The following is a 23,635-nucleotide window of genomic DNA, read 5'->3' as shown; positions in this document are numbered from 1 at the left end:
TTTGTTCTTTGAGCGCCACGGTGGTGGTGAGCGAGTCATCCTCGTTCACTTGGATGGACAGGACCCTGAGGCGCGCGAAGATCCGCAGGAGTTTCAGGAGTTGGCTAATTCGGCCGGCGCCGAGACCGTTGCGTTTTTTAACGTGCCGCGTCATCGGCCAACCGCCAAATATCTGATCGGCAGCGGCAAGGTCGAAGAGCTACGCGACCTGGTCAAGGCTGAAGAAGCTGATCTGGTGATTTTCAATCACATTCTCACGCCCAGTCAGGAGCGCAACCTCGAACGTGTTTTCGAGTGCCGCGTGATCGACCGCACCGGGCTGATTCTCGATATTTTTGCCCAACGCGCACGCACCCATGAGGGCAAGCTGCAAGTCGAACTGGCCCAGCTTGACCACATGAGCACGCGGCTGGTTCGCGGCTGGACTCACCTTGAGCGTCAGGGTGGCGGCATCGGTATGCGCGGCCCGGGTGAAACCCAACTCGAAACCGACCGCCGTCTGTTGCGGGTTCGTCTGCGTCAGATCAAGGGCCGGCTGGAAAAAGTGCGCAGCCAGCGCGAGCAATCGCGCCGCGGCCGATCCCGTGCGGACATACCTACCGTTTCGCTGGTGGGCTACACCAACGCCGGCAAATCGACGCTCTTCAACAACGTGACGAAGTCCGACGTCTACGCGGCCGATCAACTGTTCGCCACGCTCGACCCGACCCTGCGCCGTCTGGAGCTTGACGACCTCGGTCCGATTGTTCTGGCCGACACCGTGGGTTTCATTCGTCACCTGCCGCACAAGCTCGTCGAGGCATTTCGGTCTACGCTCGAAGAGTCGAGCAATTCCGACCTGCTGCTGCACGTGATCGATGCGGCCGAACCGGATCGCATGTTGCAGATCGAGCAGGTGATGGTGGTGCTGGGCGAGATTGGCGCGCAGGACTTGCCGATCCTCGAGGTCTATAACAAACTCGATTTGCTCGAAGGTGTCGAGCCGCAGATCCAGCGCGATGCCGATGGCAAGCCGCAACGGGTCTGGCTTTCGGCGCGTGATGGCAGCGGTCTGGAACTGCTTGAACAGGCCATCGCCGAGTTGCTCGGCAGTGATTTGTTCGTTGGTACCTTGCGCCTGCCGCAACGATTCGCTCGACTGCGTGCGCAGTTCTTCGAACTCGGGGCGGTGCAGAAAGAAGAATACGATGAAGAGGGTGTCAGCCTGCTGGCCGTTCGTTTGCCCCGGATCGAGCTGAATCGATTGGTAAGCCGCGAAGGATTGCAGCCGATGGAATTCATCGAGCAACACACTTTGCAATAAAAGCCTGAAAAAGCGGTTGTGCCGCAACGGCAGGCATTCTGTAGCATTGGTCGGCGCGCCGTGGGTGCGTCTTTGCTTTATCAGATGGAGAGCGCTATGGCTTGGAATGAGCCGGGTGGCAACTCGAATAATCAGGATCCCTGGGGTGGCAAGCGCCGCAATAACGGCGACCGCAAGGGACCACCGGATCTCGACGAGGCCTTCCGAAAGCTGCAGGAAAGCCTGAACGGGTTGTTCGGTGGTGGTAAGAAACGCGGTGATGATGGCGGCGGGTCGGGCAGGAGCAGTGGCGGCTTCGGCGGCCTGCTCGGCATCGGCCTGGTGGTGCTGGCGGCTGTCTGGCTGTACAGCGCGGTCTACGTGGTGGACGAGCAGGAGCAAGCCGTGGTGCTGCGCTTCGGCAAGTACTACGAGACTGTTGGCCCGGGCCTGAACATCTACTTCCCGCCGATCGACAAGAAGTACATGGAAAACGTGACGCGCGAGCGTGCGTACTCCAAGCAGGGCCAGATGCTGACTGAAGACGAAAACATCGTCGAAGTGCCGCTGACCGTGCAGTACAAGATCAGCAACCTGCAGGACTTCGTGCTGAACGTCGATCAGCCGGAAATCAGCCTGCAGCACGCGACTGAAAGTGCCCTGCGTCACGTGGTCGGTTCCACCGCCATGGACCAGGTGCTCACCGAAGGTCGTGAATTGATGGCCAGCGAGATCAAGGAGCGTCTGCAACGTTTCCTCGATACCTATCGCACCGGTATCACCGTTACCCAGGTCAACGTGCAGAGCGCAGCGGCACCGCGTGAAGTACAGGAAGCCTTCGACGACGTGATCCGCGCCCGTGAAGACGAGCAGCGTTCGCGCAACCAGGCCGAAACCTACGCCAACGGCGTGGTGCCGGAAGCCCGTGGTCAGGCCCAGCGCATCATCGAAGATGCCAACGGTTACCGCGACGAAACGATCTCGCGCGCCAAGGGTGAGGCTGATCGCTTCACCAAGCTGGTAGCCGAATATCGCAAGGCACCTGAAGTCACCCGCGAGCGTCTGTACCTGGACACCATGCAGGAAGTCTTCAGCAACACCAGCAAGGTGCTTGTGACCGGTAACAAGAACGGCCAGAGCAATCTGCTCTACCTGCCGTTGGACAAAATGATCCAGAACAGCTCGGGTAATGCACCGGTGACCGGTTCGGCCGCCAGCAACAACACGGACGTCACGCCGCATGTCACTGACGTGCCGCAGACGCGTACAAGGGAGACCCGCTGATGAGCAATAAATCGCTGATCGCCCTGATCGTTGGCGTCGTCGTGGTACTGGTGGGCTGGAATTGCTTCTACATCGTCGCTCAGACCGAGCGCGCGGTGCTGCTGCAATTCGGTCGTGTGGTTCAGGCCGATGTCCAGCCGGGTTTGCATGTGAAGGTGCCTTACGTTAACCAGGTGCGCAAATTCGATGCGCGTCTGTTGACGCTGGATGCACCGACGCAGCGCTTCCTGACCCTGGAAAAGAAAGCCGTGATGGTCGATGCCTACGCCAAGTGGCGGGTGAAAGATGCCGAGCGCTTCTACACCGCGACTTCGGGTCTGAAGCAGATCGCCGACGAGCGTCTGTCCCGTCGTCTGGAATCCGGCCTGCGTGACCAGTTCGGTAAGCGCACCCTGCACGAAGTGGTGTCGGGTGAGCGTGATGCGCTGATGGCTGACATCACTGCATCGCTGAACAAGATGGCCGAAAAAGAGCTGGGTATCGAAGTGGTCGATGTCCGGGTCAAGGCGATCGATCTGCCGAAAGAAGTGAACCGCAGTGTGTTCGAGCGTATGAGCACCGAGCGTGAGCGTGAAGCTCGCGAGCACCGCGCCAAGGGTAACGAGCTGGCCGAAGGCATCCGTGCCGACGCCGATCGTCAGCGCCGCGTGCTGCTGGCCGAAGCCTATCGTGAATCCGAAGAGGTTCGCGGTGATGGTGACGCCCAGGCTGCTGCGATCTACTCCAAGGCCTACGGCCAGGATCAGGAATTCTACGGTTTCTACCGTAGCCTGCGTGCCTACCGTGAAAGCTTCGCGAACAAATCCGACGTCCTGGTCCTCGACCCAAGCAGCGACTTCTTCCGCTACCTGGAAAAAGCCAAACCTTGACACGGCGTTGACCTGAATCATTCCGCCCGGCGGCTAAAACCTCGGGCGGGGTGATCCTTTCGGAAAACGTGTGTATGATGCGGCAGCCGGGAAATTCCCGGCTTTTTTGCGTCTGCACGTTTGATTGCTGTTTTTGTTGCAGGCATCGGGTTTGAACGGCCCGAGCGTTTTTCGAGGAAAGTGATGGGCGAAGCCAGTAACAGGCCTTTCGCTGCGTCGTTCATGCGCGTGCGTTTTGAACGCCCCGGTCATTTTCTGCTTCACTCAAGGCTCGCCCTCGTGCTGGCCGCCCGGATCAAAGGGGAATGGCGTAATGGCAACGGTAGACCGCTGGCTGCTGCCAGATGGCATCGAAGAAGTACTGCCACCGGAGGCGGCGCGCATTGAAGTCGCGCGTCGTCAGGTGTTGGATCTGTTCCAGAGCTGGGGTTACGAATTCGTCGTGACTCCCCATATCGAGTACCTGGAATCCCTGCTGACCGGCGCGGGCCAGGACCTGGATCTGCGTACCTTCAAGGTCATCGACCCGCAATCGGGCCGGCAGATGGGTTTCCGTGCCGATATCACGCCGCAGGTTGCGCGCATCGATGCGCACACTCTGCGCCGCGAAGGCCCTAGCCGTCTGTGCTACGCCGGCAGCGTACTGCACGCCCAGCCACGTGCATTGTCCTCCTCGCGCAGCCCGATCCAGTTGGGCGCCGAGTTGTACGGCGACGCCAGCCCGAGCAGCGACGTCGAAGTCATCAGTCTGATGCTGGCCATGCTGCAACTGGCCGATGTACCGGACGTGCACATGGACCTCGGACATGTTGGCATCTACCGTGGTCTGGCGCGCGCCGCGGGTCTGTCCGGTGAAGTCGAGCAGCAGCTGTTCGACGCCCTGCAGCGCAAGGCCATCGATGAAGTGATTACCCTGACCGAAGGCCTGCCGGCCGATCTGTCCGGCATGCTGCGCGCATTGGTTGATCTGTGCGGTGGGCGGGAAGTGTTGAGCGCTGCCCGCGAGCGTCTGGCCAATGCGCCCGCGCCGGTTCTGGCGGCGCTGGAAGACTTGCTGGCGATCGCCGAGCGTCTGTCCGTGCGCTTCCCGCAGCTGCCGCTGTATTTCGACCTCGGCGAGTTGCGCGGCTACCACTACCACACCGGTGTGGTGTTCGCCGTGTTCGTGCCCGGCGTTGGCCAGTCCATCGCTCAGGGCGGTCGTTACGATGACATCGGCGCCGACTTCGGTCGCGCCCGTCCGGCGACTGGTTTCTCTACCGATTTGAAAACCCTGGTGACCCTGGGGCGTGCTGAGATCGAGCTACCGTCTGGCGGTATCTGGATGCCTGACAGTACGGATGCGGCACTCTGGCAGCAGGTTTGCCAGTTGCGCAGTGAGGGTCAGCGTGTCGTTCAGGCCTTGCCTGGACAACCTTTGGCCGCCGCCCGTGATGCGGACTGCGACCGGCAATTGATTCAGCAGAACGGGCTTTGGCAAGTATCGCCACTGGCTTCTTGAGTTTTCCTGCCGGCCATCGCCGGCACCAAGTTTGCGCGAATGAGGACAAGTGTTATGGGTAAGAATGTCGTAGTCCTGGGCACCCAGTGGGGTGATGAGGGCAAAGGCAAGATCGTTGATCTGCTGACCGAACATGCTGCCGCCGTAGTGCGCTACCAGGGTGGCCACAACGCGGGCCACACGCTGGTGATCGACGGCGAGAAAACCGTTTTGCACCTGATTCCGTCGGGCGTGCTGCGCGAAGGCGTGCAATGCCTGATCGGCAACGGCGTGGTGGTTGCACCTGACGCCCTGCTGCGCGAGATCACCAAGCTGGAAGAGAAAGGCGTACCGGTGCGCGAGCGCCTGCGCATCAGCCCGTCCTGCCCGCTGATCCTGTCCTTCCACGTCGCGCTGGACCAGGCTCGTGAAAAGGCCCGTGGCGAGCTGAAGATCGGCACCACCGGTCGCGGCATCGGCCCTGCTTACGAAGATAAAGTTGCCCGTCGTGGCCTGCGTGTCGGCGACCTGCTGAACATGCCGCGCTTCGAAGACAAGCTGCGTGAGCTGGTGGATTACCACAACTTCATGCTGGTCGGTTACTACAAAGAGCCAGCCATCGAGTTCGAAAAAACTCTGGCCGAGTGCAAAGAATACGCTGAGCTGCTCAAGCCGCTGATGCTCGACGTGACTGCCGAACTGCACGACCTGCGTCGCGCCGGCAAGGACATCATGTTCGAAGGCGCACAAGGTTCGTTGCTCGACATCGACCACGGCACCTACCCGTACGTGACCAGCTCCAACACCACCGCTGGTGGCGTAGCGACCGGTTCGGGCGTTGGTCCGATGTTCCTCGATTACATCCTGGGCATCACCAAGGCGTACACCACCCGCGTCGGTTCCGGCCCGTTCCCGACCGAACTGTTCGATGACGTGGGTGCGCACCTGGCCAAGCAAGGCCACGAGTTCGGCGCCACCACCGGCCGTGCCCGTCGTTGTGGCTGGTTCGACGCCGTCATCCTGCGTCGCGCGATCGACGTGAATAGCATCTCGGGCATCTGCCTGACCAAGCTGGACGTACTCGACGGTCTGCAAACCATCAACATCTGCGTTGGCTACAAAGACGCGCAGGGCAACGCAGTTGCTCCGACTGACGCAGACAGCTACGTCGGCCTGCAGCCGGTGTACGAAGAAGTGCCGGGCTGGAGCGAGTCGACCGTGGGTGCCAAGACCCTGGAAGAGCTGCCGGCCAATGCTCGCGCCTACATCAAGCGCGTCGAAGAGTTGATCGGCGCACCGATCGACATTATTTCGACGGGCCCGGACCGCAACGAAACCATCGTTCTGCGTCATCCGTTTGCTTGATAAGTCGTTGATGTAGAAAACAAAGGCCCCTTAATCGGGGCCTTTGTCGTTTATGCCTGTTGGACGGCATGACCTTTGCTGTAAATCTGGCTACAAGAGTGCCATCAAATTAATGGCGTCAACGTAGAGGGATTTAAAGTGTCAGCCGTTCTCTCACTGTTACAAAGCCGTTTGCTGCGACCGGTGTTCGTTACCCTTGGTATCGCCCTTTTGGTGCAGGTGTTGGTGGCCGTTGCCCTGACGCGGAGCACCGTCACGGCGCTGGAAGCCGATCTGGCCGTGCGCCTGGGAGCCGACAGTCAAAAGCTCTCCGGTGAGCTGGAGCAGGCCGGGCGTGAAGTCACTTCCAGTCTTGATGCTTTGTCGGCCAGCACTCGTCAGCGTCTGACCGCCGGTTTGTCTGCGCGCCTCAAAGAAGAGCAGGCGCAACTGCGTGCCACGCTGGAAAAGGATCTGAAGGATTCGGCTAACGACATGGCGCAGTTGCTTGCGTCCGTAGCGCCACGTGCCATGTGGGACAGTGACGTACCAACGCTATCGGAGTTCGCTCGCCGCGCCCAGCGCAACCCCAACGTGCTGTTCGTCGTCTATGACGACGCCACTGGCCAGCACCTGACCCGTTACCTCAATCGTGAAAACCCGATCAACAAGGCCTTGCTGGAAAAAGGTCAGGGCGAGCGTGCGCTGGACAAAGTGCTGGATGCGGCGAAAAACGATCCATCGGTCTACTACCTCGAAGCCTCGATCAATCCCAATGGCGTGGAAATCGGCAAGGTGCTGATGGGTGTTTCCACGGCCTCGGTGGAAACTGATCTGGCCGAACTCGACAAACGCTTCCTGGCGCTGATTGCCAGCAGCGATCAACTGGTCGGCGACAGCCTCAAAGGTGCGGCGGCGGACAGCGCCAAAGCGATGCAGGCGCGCCTGCAATCGGCGCAAGCCACCGCCGGCGAAATGAAAGCCAACACCGCGCAAACCGTTCAGGAGGCAGCTGCGACATTGCGCTGGCGCATCGGCCTGGGCCTGGCACTGGTCGGTTGCGGCGTGCTGCTTTTGCTGGCCGTGGTGCTCGGTCATCGGGTAGTCAATCGCCTGAAAATGCTCAACGCGGCGATGGACGATCTGGCGGCGGGCGAGGGCGATCTGACCAAGCGTGTGCAGATCAACAGCAAGGATGAAATCGGCGACATGGCTTCGGCGGTCAACCGCTTTGTGGACAAGTTGCAGCCGATCGTGCGCGAGGCGGGCGATGTTGCTCAGCGCACCGGCGTCGAGATTGGCGCAATGACGCTGCGCAATGCCGGCGCTGATGCGGCAGCCGGCATGCAGCGCGATGAAGTTGCCGAGAGCCTGCGTGCGTTGTCGCAAATGGCCGACGAGGCGCAATCGGAAAGCCATGCGATGCAGGCCGCACTCAAGCAAGTGGTGGAAATCCGTCAAGCAACCGATGAAAACACCCGCACCTCGGCCAGGGTCGGCGGCCTGATCGAAGCGCTGGCCGGGCAGGTCGACACCGGGGCGAAAGTCATCGAGCGGCTGGCACAGCAGAGTGAGCAGATCGAAGTGGTGCTGACGGTGATCCACGGTATCGCCGAGCAAACCAACCTGCTGGCCTTGAACGCAGCGATTGAGGCGGCGCGCGCGGGAGAGACCGGGCGTGGGTTCGCCGTGGTCGCCGACGAAGTGCGTGCATTGGCGAGCAAGACACAAAGCTCGACGGGCGATATTCAGGCGCACATCGTCGCGTTGCAGCAGGGCGCACGGGAGGCGGTCGAGGCGATTGGCCAGGCGGGACGGCAGGCCAGTGAAGGATTGCTGGTGCTGCGTGACAGCGCACGACTGCAGCAATCGGTACAAGCCTCGGTTGAGCAAGTGCACGCGGCGATCGGCCTGGCAACGCAGGCGGCAGCGCATCAGGCGCAGGGGGCGCAGGCTGTACGTGGGCGAGTCGAGACGATTCATGCGCAGGCCGAGAAAGCGGCGCAGGCAGTGGTGGAGACGACGGCCAGTGGCAAGGTGCTGGATGGTCTGGCGGCGCAGCTCAAGGCGAGCTTGGGGCAGTTCAGGGCTTAAGATCAGAAGATCGCAGCCTGCGGCAGCTCCTACAGGGAAACGCACCATCCTGTAGGGGCTGCCGCAGGCTGCGATCTTTTAGCGGCTCAGATACATCCGCGTCGTCAACAGATACACCGGCAACCCGGAAACCAGAATCAACAACGCCGCATAAGGCGCCGCCGCCGCAAACTCGACATTCGCCGTATGCGCCCAGACCTCGGTCGCCAGCGTATTCAGTCCGGTCGGGCTGAGTAGCAATGTTGCGGTCAATTCTTTCATCGCATCAAGGAACACCAGCGCAAACGCCGCGCCCAGTGCCGGGAAAATAATCGGCAGGGTTATCCGGCAAAATGCCGTGAATGACGACGCGCCCAGCGTCCGCGCCGCTTCTTCGAGCTGCGGTGCAGCCTTGTTCAGCGCCGTACGAATCGGCGCTTGCGCCAATGGCAGAAACAGCAGCGCATAGGCGATCAGCAGCAGTCCCGAGGTCTGATACAGCACTGGCACGTAGTGCAGGGCGAAATACACCAGCGTCAGCGCAATCACCAACCCCGGCAGCGCGTGCAGCAGATACGGCAAACGTTCGGCCCAGATCGCCAACTGCCCTTTATAGCGCACCACCAGCAGGCCGACCGGCACGGCCAGCACCAGGCACAACGCCGCGCCACCCAGCGACAATGCCAGCGATGACAGCAGCGCTTCGGTGATCGCCGCTACCGGGAACGCCGCCGATGAGCCGACCGCCAGCCAGTAGGCCAGCATTCCCAGCGGAACGCCGCTGCCGATAATCGCCAGCACCAGGCAATACAACTGACCGAGCGCTGCCCACGGCCCAAGCTTGACCTGCTCAGCCCGCCGCGCCGCGCCCTGGCCGGTGCGCACATGCCGGCCCTTGCCGCGCACGCGCAACTCCAGCCACAACAGCAGCAGACACAGCGCCAGCAATACTGCCGAAAGCATTGCCGCGTTGGCGTTGCTGAATTCCAGCTCGAATTGCTGATAAATGGCCGTGGTAAAGGTTTGCAGGCCGATGATCGACAGTGCGCCGAATTCCACCAGCATGTGTAGCGCAATCAACAGTGAACCGGCCAGCAGGGATGGCCACAGCAGTGGCAGGGTGACGCGGAAAAACACGCCCCAGCGATTCTGCCCCAGCGTGCGTGCGGACTCTTCGAGAGAGGGATCGAGATTGCGCAGGGTTGCCGCGACCGGCAGAAAAATCAGTGGGTACTTCGACAGGCTCATCACCAGAATCGCCCCGCCGAGGCCTTCGAACTGCGCACTCAGCGACACCCAGGTAAAGCTGCTGACAAACGCCGGCACCGCAAACGGCAGGCACAGAACCACGCCCCATAACCGACGGCCCGACAGATTGCTGCGTTCCAGCAGCCACGCCAGCGACAGACCTATCACGGCGCAGGTAACCGTCACGCCGACCATCAGTGCCAAGGTGTTGCGCAACAGGCCGAACACATACGGGCGCCACAGCAAATGCAGCGCCTCGGCCCAGCCGGCCTGCCAGGCTTTCAGTCCGACATAGGCCAATGGCAGCAGGCTCATGACCACCAGTAGCAATACCGGCAGCACCAGCCAGATCGACGGCCGTTTGCGTCGTGGCACGTAACCCCCGCGCGCGGCGGGGGCCGATAACGATGCTGCCATCAGTTCAGACCAACTTCGCGTTCCAGTTCCAAGGCTTCTTCTGCGTTGCCCAGATCCGCCGGAGTGACGTTCGGCGCTTCCAGTTCGCTGAACGGCTTGAGGCCGCGATCCGATTCCATGCCTTTGTGCAGCGGATATTCGGCGGTGGTCTGAGTGATCACGCGCTGTCCTTCTTCGCTGGCCATGAAGGCGAGGAATTGCTGGGCTTCTCTTGGGTGTTTACTGGATTTCAGCACGGCAGCGCTGGACACGGTGATCAGACCGCCAGCGTCGCCGCCGGTGAAATAATGCAGCTTGGAATCCAGCTTGCCCTTCTCGCGCTGCAGGGCGAACCAGTAGTAGTTGTTCACCAGCACGGTGGCGACTTCACCATTTTCCACGGCTTTGAGCGCGACCATGTTGTTGCTGTACGTCTTGCCGAACGCGCGCAGGCCGGTCAGCCATTCTTCAGCAGCGTCACGACCGTGCAGTTTGATGATCGCAACGGCCTGTTCCTGGAAGGCACCACTGGTCGGGACGAAGCCGACCTTGCCTTGCCACTGTGGCTCGGAGAATTCCATCACCGATTTCGGCAGGTCTTTTTCATCGATCAGTTTCGGGTTGAACGCGACCACGCGTACGCGAGCGGTAACGCCTATCCACGTGCCGTTGGCGGCGACGTATCTTTCCGGCAGAACTGCCAGCGTGGCGTCATCGGCCTTGGCCAACAGGCCCTGTTCGCCGAGGTTGTTCAGTGGCGGCGATTCTTCGGTGTAGATCACGTCGGCGGGGGAGCGATCGCCTTCTTCGACGATCTGGCTGGCGAGCTGGTTGCTGCTGCCTTTGCGCACGTTGACGTGAATGCCGGTCTTGGCTTCGAAAGCCTTGGCAATCGCGTCGCCGACTTCCTTGTGCTGGCCGTTGTAGAGAGTCAGGGAAACCGCATCGGCAGCCTGGGTGAGGGGAGTGGCGAGTGCCAGGCCGAGGAGGGTGAAGGTCAGGCCTCGGCGCAGGGTATTTCGAAACGTCATTCGCAGGGTTCCTCACTGTCGCATTGCAAAAACTTGCAACAATGATAAACGATATTGTTTCTCAAGTGCGCCTTGTGGGGCGACTGGTGATCCTGTAGGGATGGCAAAATTCAGGAAGCCAGAAACGCAAAAACCCGCTTTCGCGGGTTTCTGTGAAATCCAAGGTCAGAACCTTGAATTTGAATTGGTGCCCAGAAGAAGACTCGAACTTCCACGACCGTAAGGTCACCAGCACCTGAAGCTGGCGTGTCTACCAATTTCACCATCTGGGCAATCATCGCAAGCGTTGCCGCTGTTGATGTGGCGCACTATACGGAGGCGTTTTTGATCTGTAAACCCCTGATTTGGTTTTAATAAATCAGCGTGAACAAAAGCTTTCCCGCACATGCAAAAAACCCGCTTTCGCGGGTTTTGTGTGAGTCTTGAAACTGATCTAGTCTCAAACTCGAAATTGGTGCCCAGGAGAAGACTCGAACTTCCACGACCGTAAGGTCACCAGCACCTGAAGCTGGCGTGTCTACCAATTTCACCACCTGGGCATCATCGAAAGCGCTTGTGCGTCGTCGATGGCGCGCACTATACGGAGCGTCTTTTTAACTGTAAACCCCTGCCGCAGAAAAAACTGAATTTTTTTACCAGCGGCGTTCAAAACGGTATCGGAGCGTCGATACAGGGCCTTGCAAAGCCTTATAGAAGCGGAAATTTCCCGTTTCCCGGCGCCTATGCCAAACTAACCCGCATATAGACAAGGTGAAAACTCTCTAATGGCCGATTGGCAGTCCCTCGATCCCGAGGCCGCTCGTGAAGCGGAAAAATACGAAAACCCTATTCCCAGCCGCGAACTGATCCTGGCGCACCTCGCCGATCGGGGTTCGCCTGCTGCCCGCGAGCAACTGGTCGAAGAGTTTGGTCTGACCACTGAAGACCAGATCGAGGCCCTGCGCCGCCGCTTGCGCGCCATGGAGCGCGACGCTCAATTGATCTACACCCGCCGTGGCACTTATGCGCCGGTGGACAAGCTCGACCTGATTCTCGGCCGCATCAGTGGTCACCGTGACGGTTTCGGCTTCCTGGTGCCGGACGATGGCAGCGACGACCTGTTCATGAGCCCGGCGCAAATGCGTCTGGTATTCGATGGTGACCGTGCGCTGGCTCGGGTTTCCGGGCTCGACCGTCGTGGTCGCCGCGAGGGCGTGATCGTTGAAGTAGTGTCCCGCGCGCACGAAACCATTGTTGGCCGCTACTTCGAAGAAGGCGGAATCGGTTTCGTGGTTGCCGACAATCCGAAAATCCAGCAGGAAGTACTTGTTACGCCGGGCCGCAACGCCAACGCTCAGATCGGTCAGTTCGTCGAGGTGAAAATCACCCACTGGCCGACGCCTCGTTTCCAGCCGCAAGGCGATGTGGTCGAAGTGGTCGGCAATTACATGGCGCCGGGCATGGAAATCGATGTCGCCCTGCGCACCTACGACATTCCGCACGTCTGGCCTGAAGCGGTTGTGAAGGAAGCCGCCAAGCTCAAGCCGGAAGTTGAAGAAAAGGACAAAGAGAAGCGCATCGACCTGCGCCATTTGCCGTTCGTCACCATCGACGGCGAAGATGCCCGCGACTTCGACGATGCGGTCTACTGCGAAGCCAAACCGGGCAAGCTGCGTCTGTTTTCCGGTGGCTGGAAGTTGTACGTGGCGATTGCCGACGTTTCCAGCTACGTGAAGATCGGCTCGGCGCTGGACAACGAAGCTCAGGTTCGCGGCAACTCGGTGTACTTCCCCGAGCGCGTGATTCCGATGCTGCCCGAGCAACTGTCCAACGGCCTGTGCTCGCTGAACCCGCAAGTTGATCGTCTGGCCATGGTCTGCGAGATGACCATCTCCAAGTCCGGCGAAATGACCGACTACTGCTTCTATGAGGCGGTGATCCATTCCCACGCTCGTCTGACCTATAACAAGGTCAGCGCGATGCTGGAAACGCCGAAGGCTACCGAAGCGCGCAAACTGCGCGGTGAGTACACCGACGTCGTGCCGCACCTCAAACAGCTCTACGCTTTGTACAAGGTGTTGCTTGCCGCCCGTCACGTCCGTGGCGCGATCGATTTTGAAACCCAGGAAACCCGGATTATCTTCGGCTCCGAGCGCAAGATCGCCGAAATCCGCCCGACCGTGCGCAACGATGCGCACAAGCTGATCGAGGAATGCATGCTGGCCGCCAACGTGGCCACCGCCGAATTCCTCAAGAAGCACGAAATTCCTGCGCTCTATCGCGTTCACGCCGGTCCGCCACCGGAGCGTCTGGAAAAACTGCGGGCTTTCCTGGGTGAGCTCGGCCTGTCCCTGCACAAAGGCAAGGACGGTCCGTCGCCAAAGGATTACCAGGCCTTGCTCGCCAGCATCAAGGACCGTCCGGATTTCCACCTGATCCAGACCGTGATGCTGCGTTCGTTGAGCCAGGCGGTGTACAGCGCTGAAAACGACGGCCACTTCGGCCTGAATTACGAAGCGTATACCCACTTCACCTCGCCGATCCGTCGTTATCCGGACCTGCTCACGCACCGCGCGATCCGCAGCGTGATCCATTCCAAACAGGACACCCCGCACGTCCGTCGTGCCGGTGCGATGACCATTCCGAAAGCGCGCATCTATCCGTACGACGAAGCGGCGCTGGAGCAACTCGGCGAGCAATGCTCGATGAGCGAACGCCGCGCCGACGAAGCGACCCGCGACGTAGTCAATTGGCTCAAGTGCGAGTTCATGAAAGATCGCGTCGGCGAGTCGTTCCCGGGCGTGATTACCGCCGTGACCGGTTTCGGCCTGTTCGTCGAGCTGACCGATATCTACGTCGAAGGCTTGGTGCATGTCACCGCGCTGCCGGGCGATTACTACCACTTCGATCCTGTGCATCACCGCTTGGCGGGCGAGCGCACCGGTCGCAGCTTCCGTCTTGGCGACACGGTTGAAGTGCGGGTCATGCGCGTCGACCTCGACGAGCGCAAGATCGACTTCGAAATGGCGGAGAAAACCATCAGCGCGCCGATCGGCCGCAAGAAACGTGGCACCGAAACCGCTGCGCCTGCTGCCAAGGCTGCGGAAGAAAAGGCACCAGCGAAAACCGCCAGCCGTCGTCCGGCCAAGGAAAAGGGTGCCGAAGCCTATCGCCCGAGCGATGCCGTGGCGAAAAACGCCGAGCTGCGCAAAAGCCGTGAATTGAAGAAGGCCTTGCTGGCCGATGCGAAAAACGGTGGTAAAGCGGCGTCCGGGGGAAAGACCGGGCGGTCGGCGCCTGACAGGGCGACCGACGGCAAGCCGGCCAAACCGAGCAAACACCGTAAGGGCCCGCCAAAAGCGGGTTCCGCTCCAGCCAAGAGTGGCGGGGCGCGTAAACCGAAGGCGAAGTCATGAGTCAGTTGGAAAAAATCTACGGCGTTCACGCGGTAGAAGCGTTATTGCGTCACCACCCCAAGCGCGTCAAGCAGATCTGGCTGGCGGAAAGCCGCAACGATCCGCGTGTGCAGACGCTGGTCGAGCTGGCCAACGAAAACCGTGTTCAGGTCGGTCAGGCCGAGCGTCGCGAAATGGATGCCTGGGTTGAAGGCGTGCATCAGGGCGTGGTTGCGGAAGTCAGTCCGAGCCAGGTCTGGGGCGAAGCAATGCTCGACGAGTTGCTCGATCGCACCGAAGGTGCGCCGTTGCTGCTGGTGCTCGACGGCGTAACCGATCCGCACAACCTCGGCGCCTGCCTGCGTTCGGCCGATGCGGCTGGTGCGCTGGCGGTGATCGTGCCGAAGGACAAGTCAGCCACGCTGACTCCGGTTGTACGTAAAGTCGCTTGTGGCGCTGCGGAAGTGATTCCGCTGGTGGCTGTGACCAACCTGGCGCGCACTCTGGAAAAACTCCAGCAGCGCGGCTTGTGGGTAGTCGGCACCGCTGGGGAAGCCGAGGTCAGCATTTATGACCAGGACCTGACCGGCCCGACCATCCTGATCATGGGCGCCGAAGGCAAAGGCATGCGTCGCCTGACCCGCGAGCACTGCGACTATCTGGTGAACCTGCCGATGGCTGGCAGCGTCAGCAGCCTCAACGTCTCGGTCGCCACTGGCGTGTGCCTGTTCGAAGCCCAGCGCCAGCGCGGCGCAAAAGCCAAGGCTACTGCGAAGAAGTCCTGACCTGCTGCAAATCCCCTGTAGGAGCTGTCGAGTGAAACGAGGCTGCGATCTTTTGATCTTGCTTTGAAAAAATCAAAGTCAAAAGATCGCAGCCTTCGGCAGCTCCTACACAAGTCGCCCGATGGTTGTTCAAATAATCACCAATTGCCTTGCGCCCCCGCAGTCCCTTCTCTACAATTGCGCCCCTTGCTGTGACGGCAGGCACGCATGTGCCCCGCGCCAGCAAGTCCATAAGTGTCATTCACTCCTTGTCTGACCGTTTTTGAGCGGCAGGCTACAACCCGTAAGGAGCATTCATGCGTCATTACGAAATCATCTTTCTGGTCCACCCGGATCAGAGCGAGCAAGTCGGCGGCATGGTTGAGCGTTACACCAAGCTGATCGAAGAAGACGGCGGCAAAATCCACCGTCTGGAAGATTGGGGCCGTCGTCAACTGGCCTACGCAATCAACAATGTTCACAAGGCTCACTACGTGATGCTGAACGTTGAGTGCACTGGCAAGGCCCTGGCCGAGCTGGAAGACAACTTCCGCTACAACGATGCAGTGATCCGTAACCTGGTCATCCGTCGCGACGAAGCCGTTACCGGCCAGTCCGAGATGCTCAAGGCTGAAGAAAACCGCAGTGAGCGCCGTGAGCGTCGCGACCGTCCTGAGCACGAAGGCGCCGAAGGCACCGACAGTGATGACAGCGACAACAGCGATAACGCTGACGAGTAATCCACGGACCTTATTAAGGAGCCTATCAAATGGCACGTTTCTTCCGTCGTCGTAAATTCTGCCGCTTCACCGCTGAAGACGTGAAAGAGATCGATTACAAAGATCTCAACACTCTGAAAGCTTACGTATCCGAGACCGGCAAAATCGTTCCAAGCCGCATCACCGGTACCAAAGCTCGTTATCAGCGTCAGCTGGCCACCGCTATCAAGCGCGCCCGCTTCCTGGCCCTGCTGGCCTACACCGACAGCCACGGCCGCTGAGACCGGGCAGTCGACAAGTAGCAAAGGATTGAATGCATGCGCGCCTTAGCTGAGTTCATCATGCGAGGCCGAATGCAGGCCACTCTCGTGGTGGCCGGATGTGCAACATTGCCGTTGTTGTATTGGTTGGGTGCTGCCGCCGGGAGCCTTGTGCTGCTGCGGCGCGGATTGACGGACGCCCTTGGCGTTCTGTCACTGGGACTGCTGCCGGCCTTGATCTGGTGGCTGTATGCCGACGACCCACGGGCACTTCTGGTGCTGCTGGGGTCTTCGGGGCTTGCGTTGGTTTTGCGCGCAAGCGAATCCTGGGTCCGCACGCTGCTGGTCAGCGTAGTGATCGGAGTGGTGTTTTCAGTGGTGCTCGGGGTCGCGTTTGCGGCCCAGATCGAGATGCTCGCACAGGCCCTTATAAAGGTCATGCCGGCACTCCTCGGTGAGACCTACAAGCAATTGTCGGTCGATGAGCAAGCGCGTTTTGCGTCCCTGATTGCACCGGTCCTGACCGGACTGATTGCGGCCTTGTTGCAGATCGTCAGCGTGCTGAGCCTGATTGTCGGGCGGCATTGGCAGGCGTTGTTGTACAACCCGGGTGGTTTTGGTCGCGAGTTTCGCGCCATCCGCATCCCGCTGGGGCCGGCGATGTTACTGCTGGCGTTGATGCTTCTGGGCCCGAATCTCGGTGCACAGATGGCCATGTTGACGCCGTTGTGCAGTGTACCGCTGGTGTTCGCCGGGCTGGCCCTGATTCACGGGCTGGTCGGGCAGAAGCGACTGGCCGGTTTCTGGCTGGTGGGGTTGTACGTCACGCTGCTGTTGTTCATGCAGCTGATCTATCCGTTGCTCGTGGTTCTGGCCATTGTTGACAGCCTGATTGATTTTCGCGGTCGTCATGTGTCGAAAGACACCGACAGCGCGAACGGTGAAGGTTAAAAGTTAGAGGATTTTCACATGCAACTGATCCTTCTGGAAAAAATCGCCAACCTGGGCAACCTGGGCGACAAAGTAAACGTTAAGGCCGGTTACGGCCGTAACTACCTGCTGCCTTTCGGCAAGGCTACCGCTGCGACCGCTGCCAACCTGGCTGCGTTCGAAGAGCGTCGCGCCGAGCTGGAAAAAGCCGCTGCAGACCGTAAGGCATCGGCTGAAAGCCGTGCTGCCCAACTGGCCGAGCTGGAAGTGACCATCACTGCCACCGCTGGCGACGAAGGCAAGCTGTTCGGTTCGATCGGTACTCACGACATCGCTGATGCACTGACCGCTTCCGGCGTTGAAGTGCAGAAGAGCGAAGTTCGTCTGCCGAACGGCACCATCCGCAACGTGGGTGAATTCGACGTGGCTGTGCACCTGCACGCCGAAGTTGAAGCCACCGTACGCGTTGTCGTGGTAGCAGCTTAAGCAACATCGATCGGCTGGCGGCTTGTCCGTCAGACGGTTAACATCGGGCACGATCCTGTTTACAGGTCGTGCCCTTTGTCTTTCTGAATTCCCTGCTTTTCACTAATACTCAAGTGGCCATGAACGATATCTCCGCTCCCGAGCAATACGATCTGCAAACCGCTGCCCTGAAGGTGCCGCCGCATTCCATCGAGGCCGAACAGGCTGTACTCGGTGGTCTGATGCTGGACAACAACGCCTGGGAACGCGTGCTTGATCAAGTCTCCGACGGCGATTTCTATCGACATGACCACCGCCTGATCTTCCGCGCGATCGCCAAACTGGCCGACCAGAACTCGCCGATCGACGTCGTGACCCTTGCCGAGCAACTGGACAAGGAAGGTCAGACATCGCAGGTGGGCGGCCTTGGCTATCTCGGTGAACTGGCGAAAAACACGCCGTCGGTCGCCAACATCAAGGCCTATGCGCAGATTGTCCGCCAACGTGCGACCTTGCGCCAACTGATCGGCATCAGCACCGAAATTGCCGACAGCGCGTTCAACCCTGAAGGCCGCACCGCCGAAGAAATCCTCGACGAAGCCGAACGGCAGATTTTCCAGATCGCCGAAGCGCGGCCAAAAACCGGCGGGCCGGTCGGTGTCAACGACTTGCTGACCAAGGCCATCGACCGTATCGATACCCTGTTCAACACTGCAGACGCGATCACCGGCCTCTCCACCGGTTACACCGATCTCGACGAGAAGACCAGCGGCTTGCAGCCGTCCGACCTGATCATCGTTGCCGGCCGTCCGTCGATGGGTAAAACCACCTTCGCGATGAACCTGGTGGAAAATGCCGTGTTGCGCAGCGAGAAGGCTGTCCTGGTTTACTCCCTCGAGATGCCAGGCGAATCGCTCATCATGCGTATGCTGTCCTCGCTCGGCCGTATCGACCAGACCAAGGTGCGTTCCGGCCAGCTCGAAGACGATGACTGGCCGCGCCTGACTTCGGCGGTCAATCTGCTTAACGATCGCAAACTGTTCATCGATGACACCGCCGGTATCAGCCCGTCGGAAATGCGCGCGCGGACCCGGCGTCTGGTGCGTGAACATGGCGACGTCGGTCTGATCATGATCGACTATCTGCAACTGATGCAGATCCCCGGTTCCAGCGGTGACAACCGCACCAACGAAATTTCCGAGATCTCGCGGTCCCTGAAAGCCCTGGCCAAGGAATTCAACTGCCCGGTGGTCGCCCTGTCGCAGCTCAACCGTTCCCTCGAACAGCGCCCCAACAAGCGCCCGGTGAACTCCGACTTGCGTGAATCGGGCGCAATCGAGCAGGACGCCGACGTGATCATGTTCGTTTACCGCGACGAGGTGTATCACCCGGAAACCGAGCACAAGGGCATCGCCGAAATCATCATCGGCAAGCAGCGTAACGGCCCGATCGGCTTTATCCGCCTGGCGTTCATCGGCAAATACACCCGTTTCGAAAACCTTGCGCCGGGCAGCTACAACTTCGACGACGACGAGTAAAAGGCTGGCCGAAACCCGTCGGCCAGCACTCGCCTCATTCAGCTCGCACTTGTGCCGGCGGCTTGCTCGTCAGCGACACTGGCCTTGTATTGCTCCAGTTCCTGGCGACTCAGTTTTTCCATCAGGGCCGCTTCCTCGATCATCCATTCTGCCTGCATCGTTTTTGATTGCGCGTCGTAGTCGGCGAACGACAATTCATTCGCCGAAAATGACTCGTCGAGGGCTGCCTGACGATCCTGGAACGGCTGGCGTTGGGTTTCGAAGTTTTCCTGAAATTTATGGGTCAGGTATGTTTGCCAGAACTCCCTCGAGACCAATGCCTGAAACTCCTCGGCTGAGTTATCCCGCGCAATGACGGTTTGGTAAGCACTTTCCATTTGCGCTTTGGAGACGCCCGCCAGGTGGGCAAACCCCATTTCTTCCGGTTGCCCGGGCAGTTGCAGGCGGTCTTTCAGACCATGGCGATAAAACAGCCTGATTTCGATTTCTTCCGGCACGTGTGGCGCAGGCATATTCGCGGCCTCGTTGGGCGTTCGGGCAGCGGCGATGGCTGCTTCGCGTTGGGCGATATCCGCCGAGGCGATCTTGTCGACCTCGTGCAAACGGAACAACGCTCTGTTCAGTTTGAACAGCTCCGGCCCCTGCGTTTTGTCACCGGCCCGGTCCACCGCACTGTGCATCATTGACAGTACTTCGAGGTTGGCGAAGGTGAATGCCGCCCGATCACAGCAGGCCGCTTCGCCTGCGCGATCGAAGACTTCGTTGCGCAAGCGTTCGGACTGCGGCGTGTTTTCGGTGATGCTGTCGATCAACCGCCAGACACGGCCCTGAAGTGCCAGGTGGCCGGTGGGGGTATCGAGCAGACGTTCTAGTGTGTTGAACAAACCGTCCGAGCGCGACTGGTCGCGCAGGGTTTGCCATTGGCGACTGCGGTTGGCCACTTGATCATCGGAGAATCCAGAGGTCCAGCGGTCTATCGGATCATTCATGACAACGCGAAACGGCGCAGGACGTACGATGGCCGTGCCGATGATGTTCCTTGCGCCTGTCAGCGGTGTCCCGGCTGCTCTCAGGCGATTGTTGTAGCGAAACAGGCGTGCGTCCGTCGCGTCCGACAGTGGGTTGTACGAAATATCGGTGACGTTGTTGACGCGCACGCTGTCCGCCAATTGATTATTTGGCGGCGCGATGACGGCGTCGGGAATTTCCGTGATTCGGTTGTGGTTCAGATTGACCGTGTCCAGCAGCGGCTGATTCATCAATCCCGTCGGGAAGGTTTCGATTCCTGTATGGGACAAATCGATGGAACGCAGGTCGACGATCCGGCTTAGATCGGGAACGATGCCCAGCTGCGGGTTATCCTGCAGCCCCAGTGCGCGCAGGGTGGTGCGATCCCCTAGCACCCGGGCAGTATCGACGTTCAGGGAAATATGGTTACTTTCCAGAAACAGACGCGTCAGACCCTGCATTTCGCCAATGGCCGGCGGTAGTTCACGCAGTTGGTTCCGCCCCATATCCAGCCAGCGTATGTGGCGGAAACGGGTGAGAAAACCTTCCGGTGAGGTGCTCAGGTTCATGTTCCTGAGCTTGAGCGAGCCGACGTGAGTGAAATCGACGTCAATGTCCGGCAGGCTTGGCAGACGCAGATCGCTGAGGTCCAGCTCGAGACCGATAGGAGTTCCGTCATTGGCGAGTTTTTGAGGCGTTTCGCGCCGCCAGCAACTGATAATTTTGTTGCTGGCGGTAACCCGGTCAGGGCGGGTTTGCGCATTGAGCGCCAGTTGGTCGGCGCGAATGTACCCGCCCAGATTGCCGCCGCCGGAAAAAACCCAATCGTCGAGCTGGCGTTTCAGTACTTTGAATTCTCGTTCGAGACTGCGCACTTTGGTGACTACGGTGTCCGCGTCGAGGCTCCACAGGTATTCCCTGCACTGCTTCATGTTCTTGCCTGGAAACAGCCGTTGGTAACGCTGCGCAACGGAGTTGTCACTATCGAAGTTGGGGTGAGCCAGCAGATGGGGAGCGACTGTGCTGACGCGGCGCCAAAACTCATCGAACTTCTTACCGTAACCGGCCGCAAAGCGGTTGCCTTTGAGTACAGTCGCGGCGTTGATTCGGGCGATCGCCAGCAACTGCTCTGCCGGCGGATCAAGGTAAGTCGGCGGCACTTCCTTCAAACGGTTGTTGCTCAAATCAAGGATGATCAGCTCGGTCTTGTCCTGCAACCCGCTAGGCCACTGGTCGATGCCCGTGTTATTGAGCAGCACTTGCCTTACCCGCGTCAGAGCGCTGAAATCAGGCATCGAACCGAGGGCCGAATTATCGCTCAGGTTGATCGCTTCGAGCTGACTCATGGCACTGAGGGCTGTCGCGCTGTCCTCCGTCAATTGCACACGGTTGCTGGCCAGATCCAGGTTGGTCAGGTTATGCATGGCAGAGATGGGGGCGGGCAGAGCTTCCAGCCCGCAGTGATTGATGACCAGGCGTTCGAGATTGGGGAAACCAGCCAGGAAGGTCTCGGCGTCGCCCGACCACGTAGCGGCATTGATAAACAGCGATTTGACATGGCTGAAGTCGGCGCTGAGTTTCGGCAGTGGCGCCTTGATCAGCGCAAGCCTCAGCGTGTGTGTCGAATCCAGCCAACAGGCTTTGATGATATCCCCGATACGGCGCGCCTGTATTTTTGCCGGTGCGTCAGCACCGGATGCGTCGGGCTGGCTGCCGTTGACATAAGCATCGAGTTGGGATTCCAGTGAATCCAGCGCTGCGACACGGCGTGCCAGTTGCGCTTTGCCGTCGTCGTTCAGAGCGAGGAGAAACGCGCGCAGCTGCTTTGGGTTTTTATCAGGGTAGACCCGCTGCACGCTGGCGGTTTCCGGCATGTCACTGGGGAGCCTGAATGCATCGGCCGCCGCGCTGTTGCCCAGTTCCGGCTGTTCGATCGCTACCCGTTGCCAAAAGTCTTCCAGTTTCGTCCAGTAGCCGGGCGGGAACGGATTGCCCTCCAGCAGCGTGACGCTATTGATACGGGCGAGCGCTTCGAACTGAACGGCGGGTGGATTGAGGTTCGCGTCCGGGACCGCGGTCAAACGGTTGTTGCGCAGGTCCAGGTGCGTCAGCCGGGACTGCTTGTGCAGACCGGCAGGCCACTGATCCAGTTGTGCGTTGCTCAGCTTCAGGGTTTTGAGATCGGGCATGGCGGAAAAGTCCGGCGTTTGACCCAATGGGTTGTCCGACAGATCGAGATGCTTGAGTTTGCTCAGCGAACCCAGTTCAGCAGTCGTTTGTTCGTTGAGGGCGATTCGGTTCGAACTCAGATCAAGGCTGTTCAGGCCGGGCATCCGTGCAAGTGATGCGGGCAGCGTGGCCAGGGTCGAGCCGCTGATGTGCAGCCCCTCCAGGCCGGAGAAATTGCCGAGCAAAGTACTCGCCGCTTCCGACCAGGCAACCGATTGCAGCGTCAGGTGCCGGACATGGCTGAAATCTGCTTTCAGCGCCGGCAGTGTGCCGCTGCCAGCCTCAAGCCATAAATGGCTCCGGTCTGGTGGCGCCAACAGCGCTTGAGGCTTTGCGCGATCTGCTGTGCATGGGTTGGCGAAGTGCCCGGTGGCGCTGCGTTGGCGGATTGCTGCAGCCAGGCATCCAGCTCGGTCTTGAGGGATTTGTAGGCGCTTTCGCGCTGGGTCAACCCACCAGAGACGTCATTGCCCAAGGACGTGATGAAACGACTGATTTCTTCGTCGGTGTGGTCCGGAAATAATTTTCGTGCCCGCGATTGCGGGCTGCGCAGGCGGTTCAGAGCCTGCGACAGCCGCGCACGCATGCCCGGGCGCGCAGGCACTTCAGCGCCGTCGCCACGCATCATGCCGCCGACGCCAGCTACGGTGGTACCCATCCAGCCTTGTATGGCATCGAATACAATCGGCTCCGAACGTCCCGGACGTGTTGCGACGTACAGGTTAGCGCGGTCACTGGCGACCGGGTCCTCGCTGCGCACGATACGCATCACGCTGGCTACGGGTGTCGAAGCGTCTGGATCGTGCAATACCTGATAAGCATGGTTATCGATCAGCGCATACAGCTTGCCGCCGAAGCGGTGCAGTCCGTCGATGGCCGGTTCCGCGTCGCGCAAAACCAGAGCCGTTCGAAACGCTGCCAGACGGCTATCGCTCAGCGCGAAGGTTACCGGTTCGAATTCTTCCAGCGGATACCACAATCCGCTGTCCGGATCGCGCAGCAGAATCGGGCCGGAAGCTTTCGATTCGCTGGGCAACCTGGCGCGGAACAGACCGCTGTCGGCATCCTGGGCGACCTGAACGGTGCCGATCTCGGCCACATCGACATAGTGTCGTCCCTTGAATATGCGCAAGCCCTCGGCATTGATTGCTGGCAGACCGACGGCGCCCATCACCCGATAGTCCTCCAGCGGCAGAACGGTTGCGCGTGATGTTTCGTTCGGCGTATTCGCTGGATGCATGGTGATCGTGGGCGCCGGTGTGATCCCATCGAGATCAGCGTCGCCTGCAGGCCGGGAGGATTGTGTTGGCAGGCCAGGGCTGTCCAAGCCTGGTCGCAATG

17 protein-coding genes and 2 tRNA genes are annotated in these 23,635 nt (G+C 60.0%); 13 read left to right on the top strand and 6 right to left on the bottom strand.

Annotation, left to right across the window (positions count from 1 at the left end):
- The first annotated feature begins 1 nt into the window (after position 1).
- The 6 genes from hflX to CXF97_RS08010 all read left to right on the top strand — a co-directional run bounded on the left by hflX (position 2) and on the right by CXF97_RS08010 (position 8,353).
- Positions 2-1,303, top strand: coding sequence for a ribosome rescue GTPase HflX (hflX, locus tag CXF97_RS08035; protein WP_042607805.1), 1,302 nt, complete (start codon positions 2-4; stop codon positions 1,301-1,303).
- A gap of 96 nt (positions 1,304-1,399) precedes the next feature.
- Positions 1,400-2,566, top strand: coding sequence for an FtsH protease activity modulator HflK (gene hflK / locus CXF97_RS08030; protein WP_076565403.1), 1,167 nt, complete (start codon positions 1,400-1,402; stop codon positions 2,564-2,566).
- On the top strand, positions 2,566-3,435 hold the full coding sequence (hflC, locus tag CXF97_RS08025; protein ID WP_016771945.1) for a protease modulator HflC: 870 nt from the start codon (positions 2,566-2,568) through the stop codon (positions 3,433-3,435). The genes hflK and hflC overlap by 1 nt, the downstream gene beginning before the upstream one ends.
- A 313-nt stretch (positions 3,436-3,748) precedes the next feature.
- Entirely contained in the window at positions 3,749-4,936 is a 1,188-nt protein-coding gene (locus CXF97_RS08020) for an ATP phosphoribosyltransferase regulatory subunit (protein WP_016771944.1), read from the top strand.
- Between the two features lie 54 nt (positions 4,937-4,990).
- Entirely contained in the window at positions 4,991-6,280 is a 1,290-nt protein-coding gene (locus CXF97_RS08015) for an adenylosuccinate synthase (protein WP_101157743.1), read from the top strand.
- Between the two features lie 138 nt (positions 6,281-6,418).
- A complete protein-coding gene (locus CXF97_RS08010) occupies positions 6,419-8,353 on the top strand; it encodes a methyl-accepting chemotaxis protein (protein ID WP_101157741.1) in 1,935 nt (644 codons plus the stop codon).
- 78 nt (positions 8,354-8,431) lie between these two features.
- Here the strand turns inward: CXF97_RS08010 and CXF97_RS08005 are convergent, their stop codons facing one another.
- From CXF97_RS08005 to CXF97_RS07990, 4 genes are all read right to left on the bottom strand, one after another.
- Complete coding sequence (locus CXF97_RS08005) at positions 8,432-9,997, bottom strand: iron ABC transporter permease (protein ID WP_101157739.1); 1,566 nt, start codon at positions 9,995-9,997, stop codon at positions 8,432-8,434.
- Positions 9,997-11,007 carry an extracellular solute-binding protein gene (locus CXF97_RS08000; RefSeq protein ID WP_101157737.1) on the bottom strand — a complete coding sequence of 337 codons (1,011 nt, stop codon included), beginning with the start codon at positions 11,005-11,007 and terminating at the stop codon, positions 9,997-9,999. The genes CXF97_RS08005 and CXF97_RS08000 overlap by 1 nt, the downstream gene beginning before the upstream one ends.
- A gap of 185 nt (positions 11,008-11,192) precedes the next feature.
- A tRNA-Leu gene (locus CXF97_RS07995) sits at positions 11,193-11,279 on the bottom strand.
- Positions 11,280-11,459: 180 nt separating this feature from the next.
- Positions 11,460-11,546, bottom strand: a tRNA-Leu gene (locus tag CXF97_RS07990).
- A gap of 225 nt (positions 11,547-11,771) precedes the next feature.
- Here CXF97_RS07990 and rnr point away from each other — a divergent pair.
- The 7 genes from rnr (at position 11,772) to dnaB (ending at position 19,057) form a co-directional block, all read left to right on the top strand.
- A complete protein-coding gene (rnr, locus tag CXF97_RS07985) occupies positions 11,772-14,402 on the top strand; it encodes a ribonuclease R (RefSeq protein WP_101157735.1) in 2,631 nt (876 codons plus the stop codon).
- Positions 14,399-15,166 carry a 23S rRNA (guanosine(2251)-2'-O)-methyltransferase RlmB gene (gene rlmB / locus CXF97_RS07980; protein ID WP_095180954.1) on the top strand — a complete coding sequence of 256 codons (768 nt, stop codon included), beginning with the start codon at positions 14,399-14,401 and terminating at the stop codon, positions 15,164-15,166. The genes rnr and rlmB overlap by 4 nt, the downstream gene beginning before the upstream one ends.
- Before the next feature lie 296 nt (positions 15,167-15,462).
- Positions 15,463-15,885: a 30S ribosomal protein S6 gene (rpsF, locus tag CXF97_RS07975; RefSeq protein ID WP_016771938.1), complete on the top strand. Its 423-nt coding sequence runs from the start codon at positions 15,463-15,465 to the stop codon at positions 15,883-15,885.
- Between the two features lie 29 nt (positions 15,886-15,914).
- Positions 15,915-16,145 carry a 30S ribosomal protein S18 gene (gene rpsR / locus CXF97_RS07970; RefSeq protein ID WP_002551829.1) on the top strand — a complete coding sequence of 77 codons (231 nt, stop codon included), beginning with the start codon at positions 15,915-15,917 and terminating at the stop codon, positions 16,143-16,145.
- A 36-nt stretch (positions 16,146-16,181) separates the two neighbouring features.
- Positions 16,182-17,075: a hypothetical protein gene (locus CXF97_RS07965; protein WP_016771937.1), complete on the top strand. Its 894-nt coding sequence runs from the start codon at positions 16,182-16,184 to the stop codon at positions 17,073-17,075.
- 18 nt (positions 17,076-17,093) lie between these two features.
- Positions 17,094-17,540: a 50S ribosomal protein L9 gene (gene rplI / locus CXF97_RS07960; RefSeq protein ID WP_003221136.1), complete on the top strand. Its 447-nt coding sequence runs from the start codon at positions 17,094-17,096 to the stop codon at positions 17,538-17,540.
- Positions 17,541-17,659: 119 nt separating this feature from the next.
- Entirely contained in the window at positions 17,660-19,057 is a 1,398-nt protein-coding gene (gene dnaB, locus CXF97_RS07955) for a replicative DNA helicase (RefSeq protein WP_101157733.1), read from the top strand.
- 38 nt (positions 19,058-19,095) lie between these two features.
- Here the strand turns inward: dnaB and CXF97_RS07950 are convergent, their stop codons facing one another.
- A complete protein-coding gene (locus tag CXF97_RS07950) occupies positions 19,096-22,611 on the bottom strand; it encodes an NEL-type E3 ubiquitin ligase domain-containing protein (RefSeq protein ID WP_157830872.1) in 3,516 nt (1,171 codons plus the stop codon).
- Complete coding sequence (locus tag CXF97_RS07945) at positions 22,548-23,534, bottom strand: hypothetical protein (RefSeq protein WP_157830871.1); 987 nt, start codon at positions 23,532-23,534, stop codon at positions 22,548-22,550. Before CXF97_RS07945 ends, CXF97_RS07950 begins: the two co-directional genes overlap by 64 nt.
- Positions 23,535-23,635: the final 101 nt, after the last annotated feature.

Source organism: Pseudomonas sp. Choline-02u-1 (assembly GCF_002836515.1).
Lineage (GTDB): Bacteria > Pseudomonadota > Gammaproteobacteria > Pseudomonadales > Pseudomonadaceae > Aquipseudomonas.
Note: the sequence above shows the minus strand (reverse complement) of the source record. Positions and strands in the feature narration are given on the sequence as shown.

Excerpts from the sequence above, each read along its gene's own strand:
- hflK (WP_076565403.1), top strand. The coding sequence starts at position 1,400 with ATGGCTTGGAATGAGCCGGGTGGCAACTCGAATAATCAGGATCCCTGG.
- hflC (WP_016771945.1), top strand. The coding sequence starts at position 2,566 with ATGAGCAATAAATCGCTGATCGCCCTGATCGTTGGCGTCGTCGTGGTA.
- CXF97_RS08020 (WP_016771944.1), top strand. The coding sequence starts at position 3,749 with ATGGCAACGGTAGACCGCTGGCTGCTGCCAGATGGCATCGAAGAAGTA.
- CXF97_RS08015 (WP_101157743.1), top strand. The coding sequence starts at position 4,991 with ATGGGTAAGAATGTCGTAGTCCTGGGCACCCAGTGGGGTGATGAGGGC.
- CXF97_RS08005 (WP_101157739.1), bottom strand. The coding sequence starts at position 9,997 with ATGGCAGCATCGTTATCGGCCCCCGCCGCGCGCGGGGGTTACGTGCCA.
- CXF97_RS08000 (WP_101157737.1), bottom strand. The coding sequence starts at position 11,007 with ATGACGTTTCGAAATACCCTGCGCCGAGGCCTGACCTTCACCCTCCTC.
- rnr (WP_101157735.1), top strand. The coding sequence starts at position 11,772 with ATGGCCGATTGGCAGTCCCTCGATCCCGAGGCCGCTCGTGAAGCGGAA.
- rlmB (WP_095180954.1), top strand. The coding sequence starts at position 14,399 with ATGAGTCAGTTGGAAAAAATCTACGGCGTTCACGCGGTAGAAGCGTTA.
- rpsF (WP_016771938.1), top strand. The coding sequence starts at position 15,463 with ATGCGTCATTACGAAATCATCTTTCTGGTCCACCCGGATCAGAGCGAG.
- rpsR (WP_002551829.1), top strand. The coding sequence starts at position 15,915 with ATGGCACGTTTCTTCCGTCGTCGTAAATTCTGCCGCTTCACCGCTGAA.
- CXF97_RS07965 (WP_016771937.1), top strand. The coding sequence starts at position 16,182 with ATGCGCGCCTTAGCTGAGTTCATCATGCGAGGCCGAATGCAGGCCACT.
- rplI (WP_003221136.1), top strand. The coding sequence starts at position 17,094 with ATGCAACTGATCCTTCTGGAAAAAATCGCCAACCTGGGCAACCTGGGC.
- dnaB (WP_101157733.1), top strand. The coding sequence starts at position 17,660 with ATGAACGATATCTCCGCTCCCGAGCAATACGATCTGCAAACCGCTGCC.
- CXF97_RS07945 (WP_157830871.1), bottom strand. The coding sequence starts at position 23,534 with ATGCATCCAGCGAATACGCCGAACGAAACATCACGCGCAACCGTTCTG.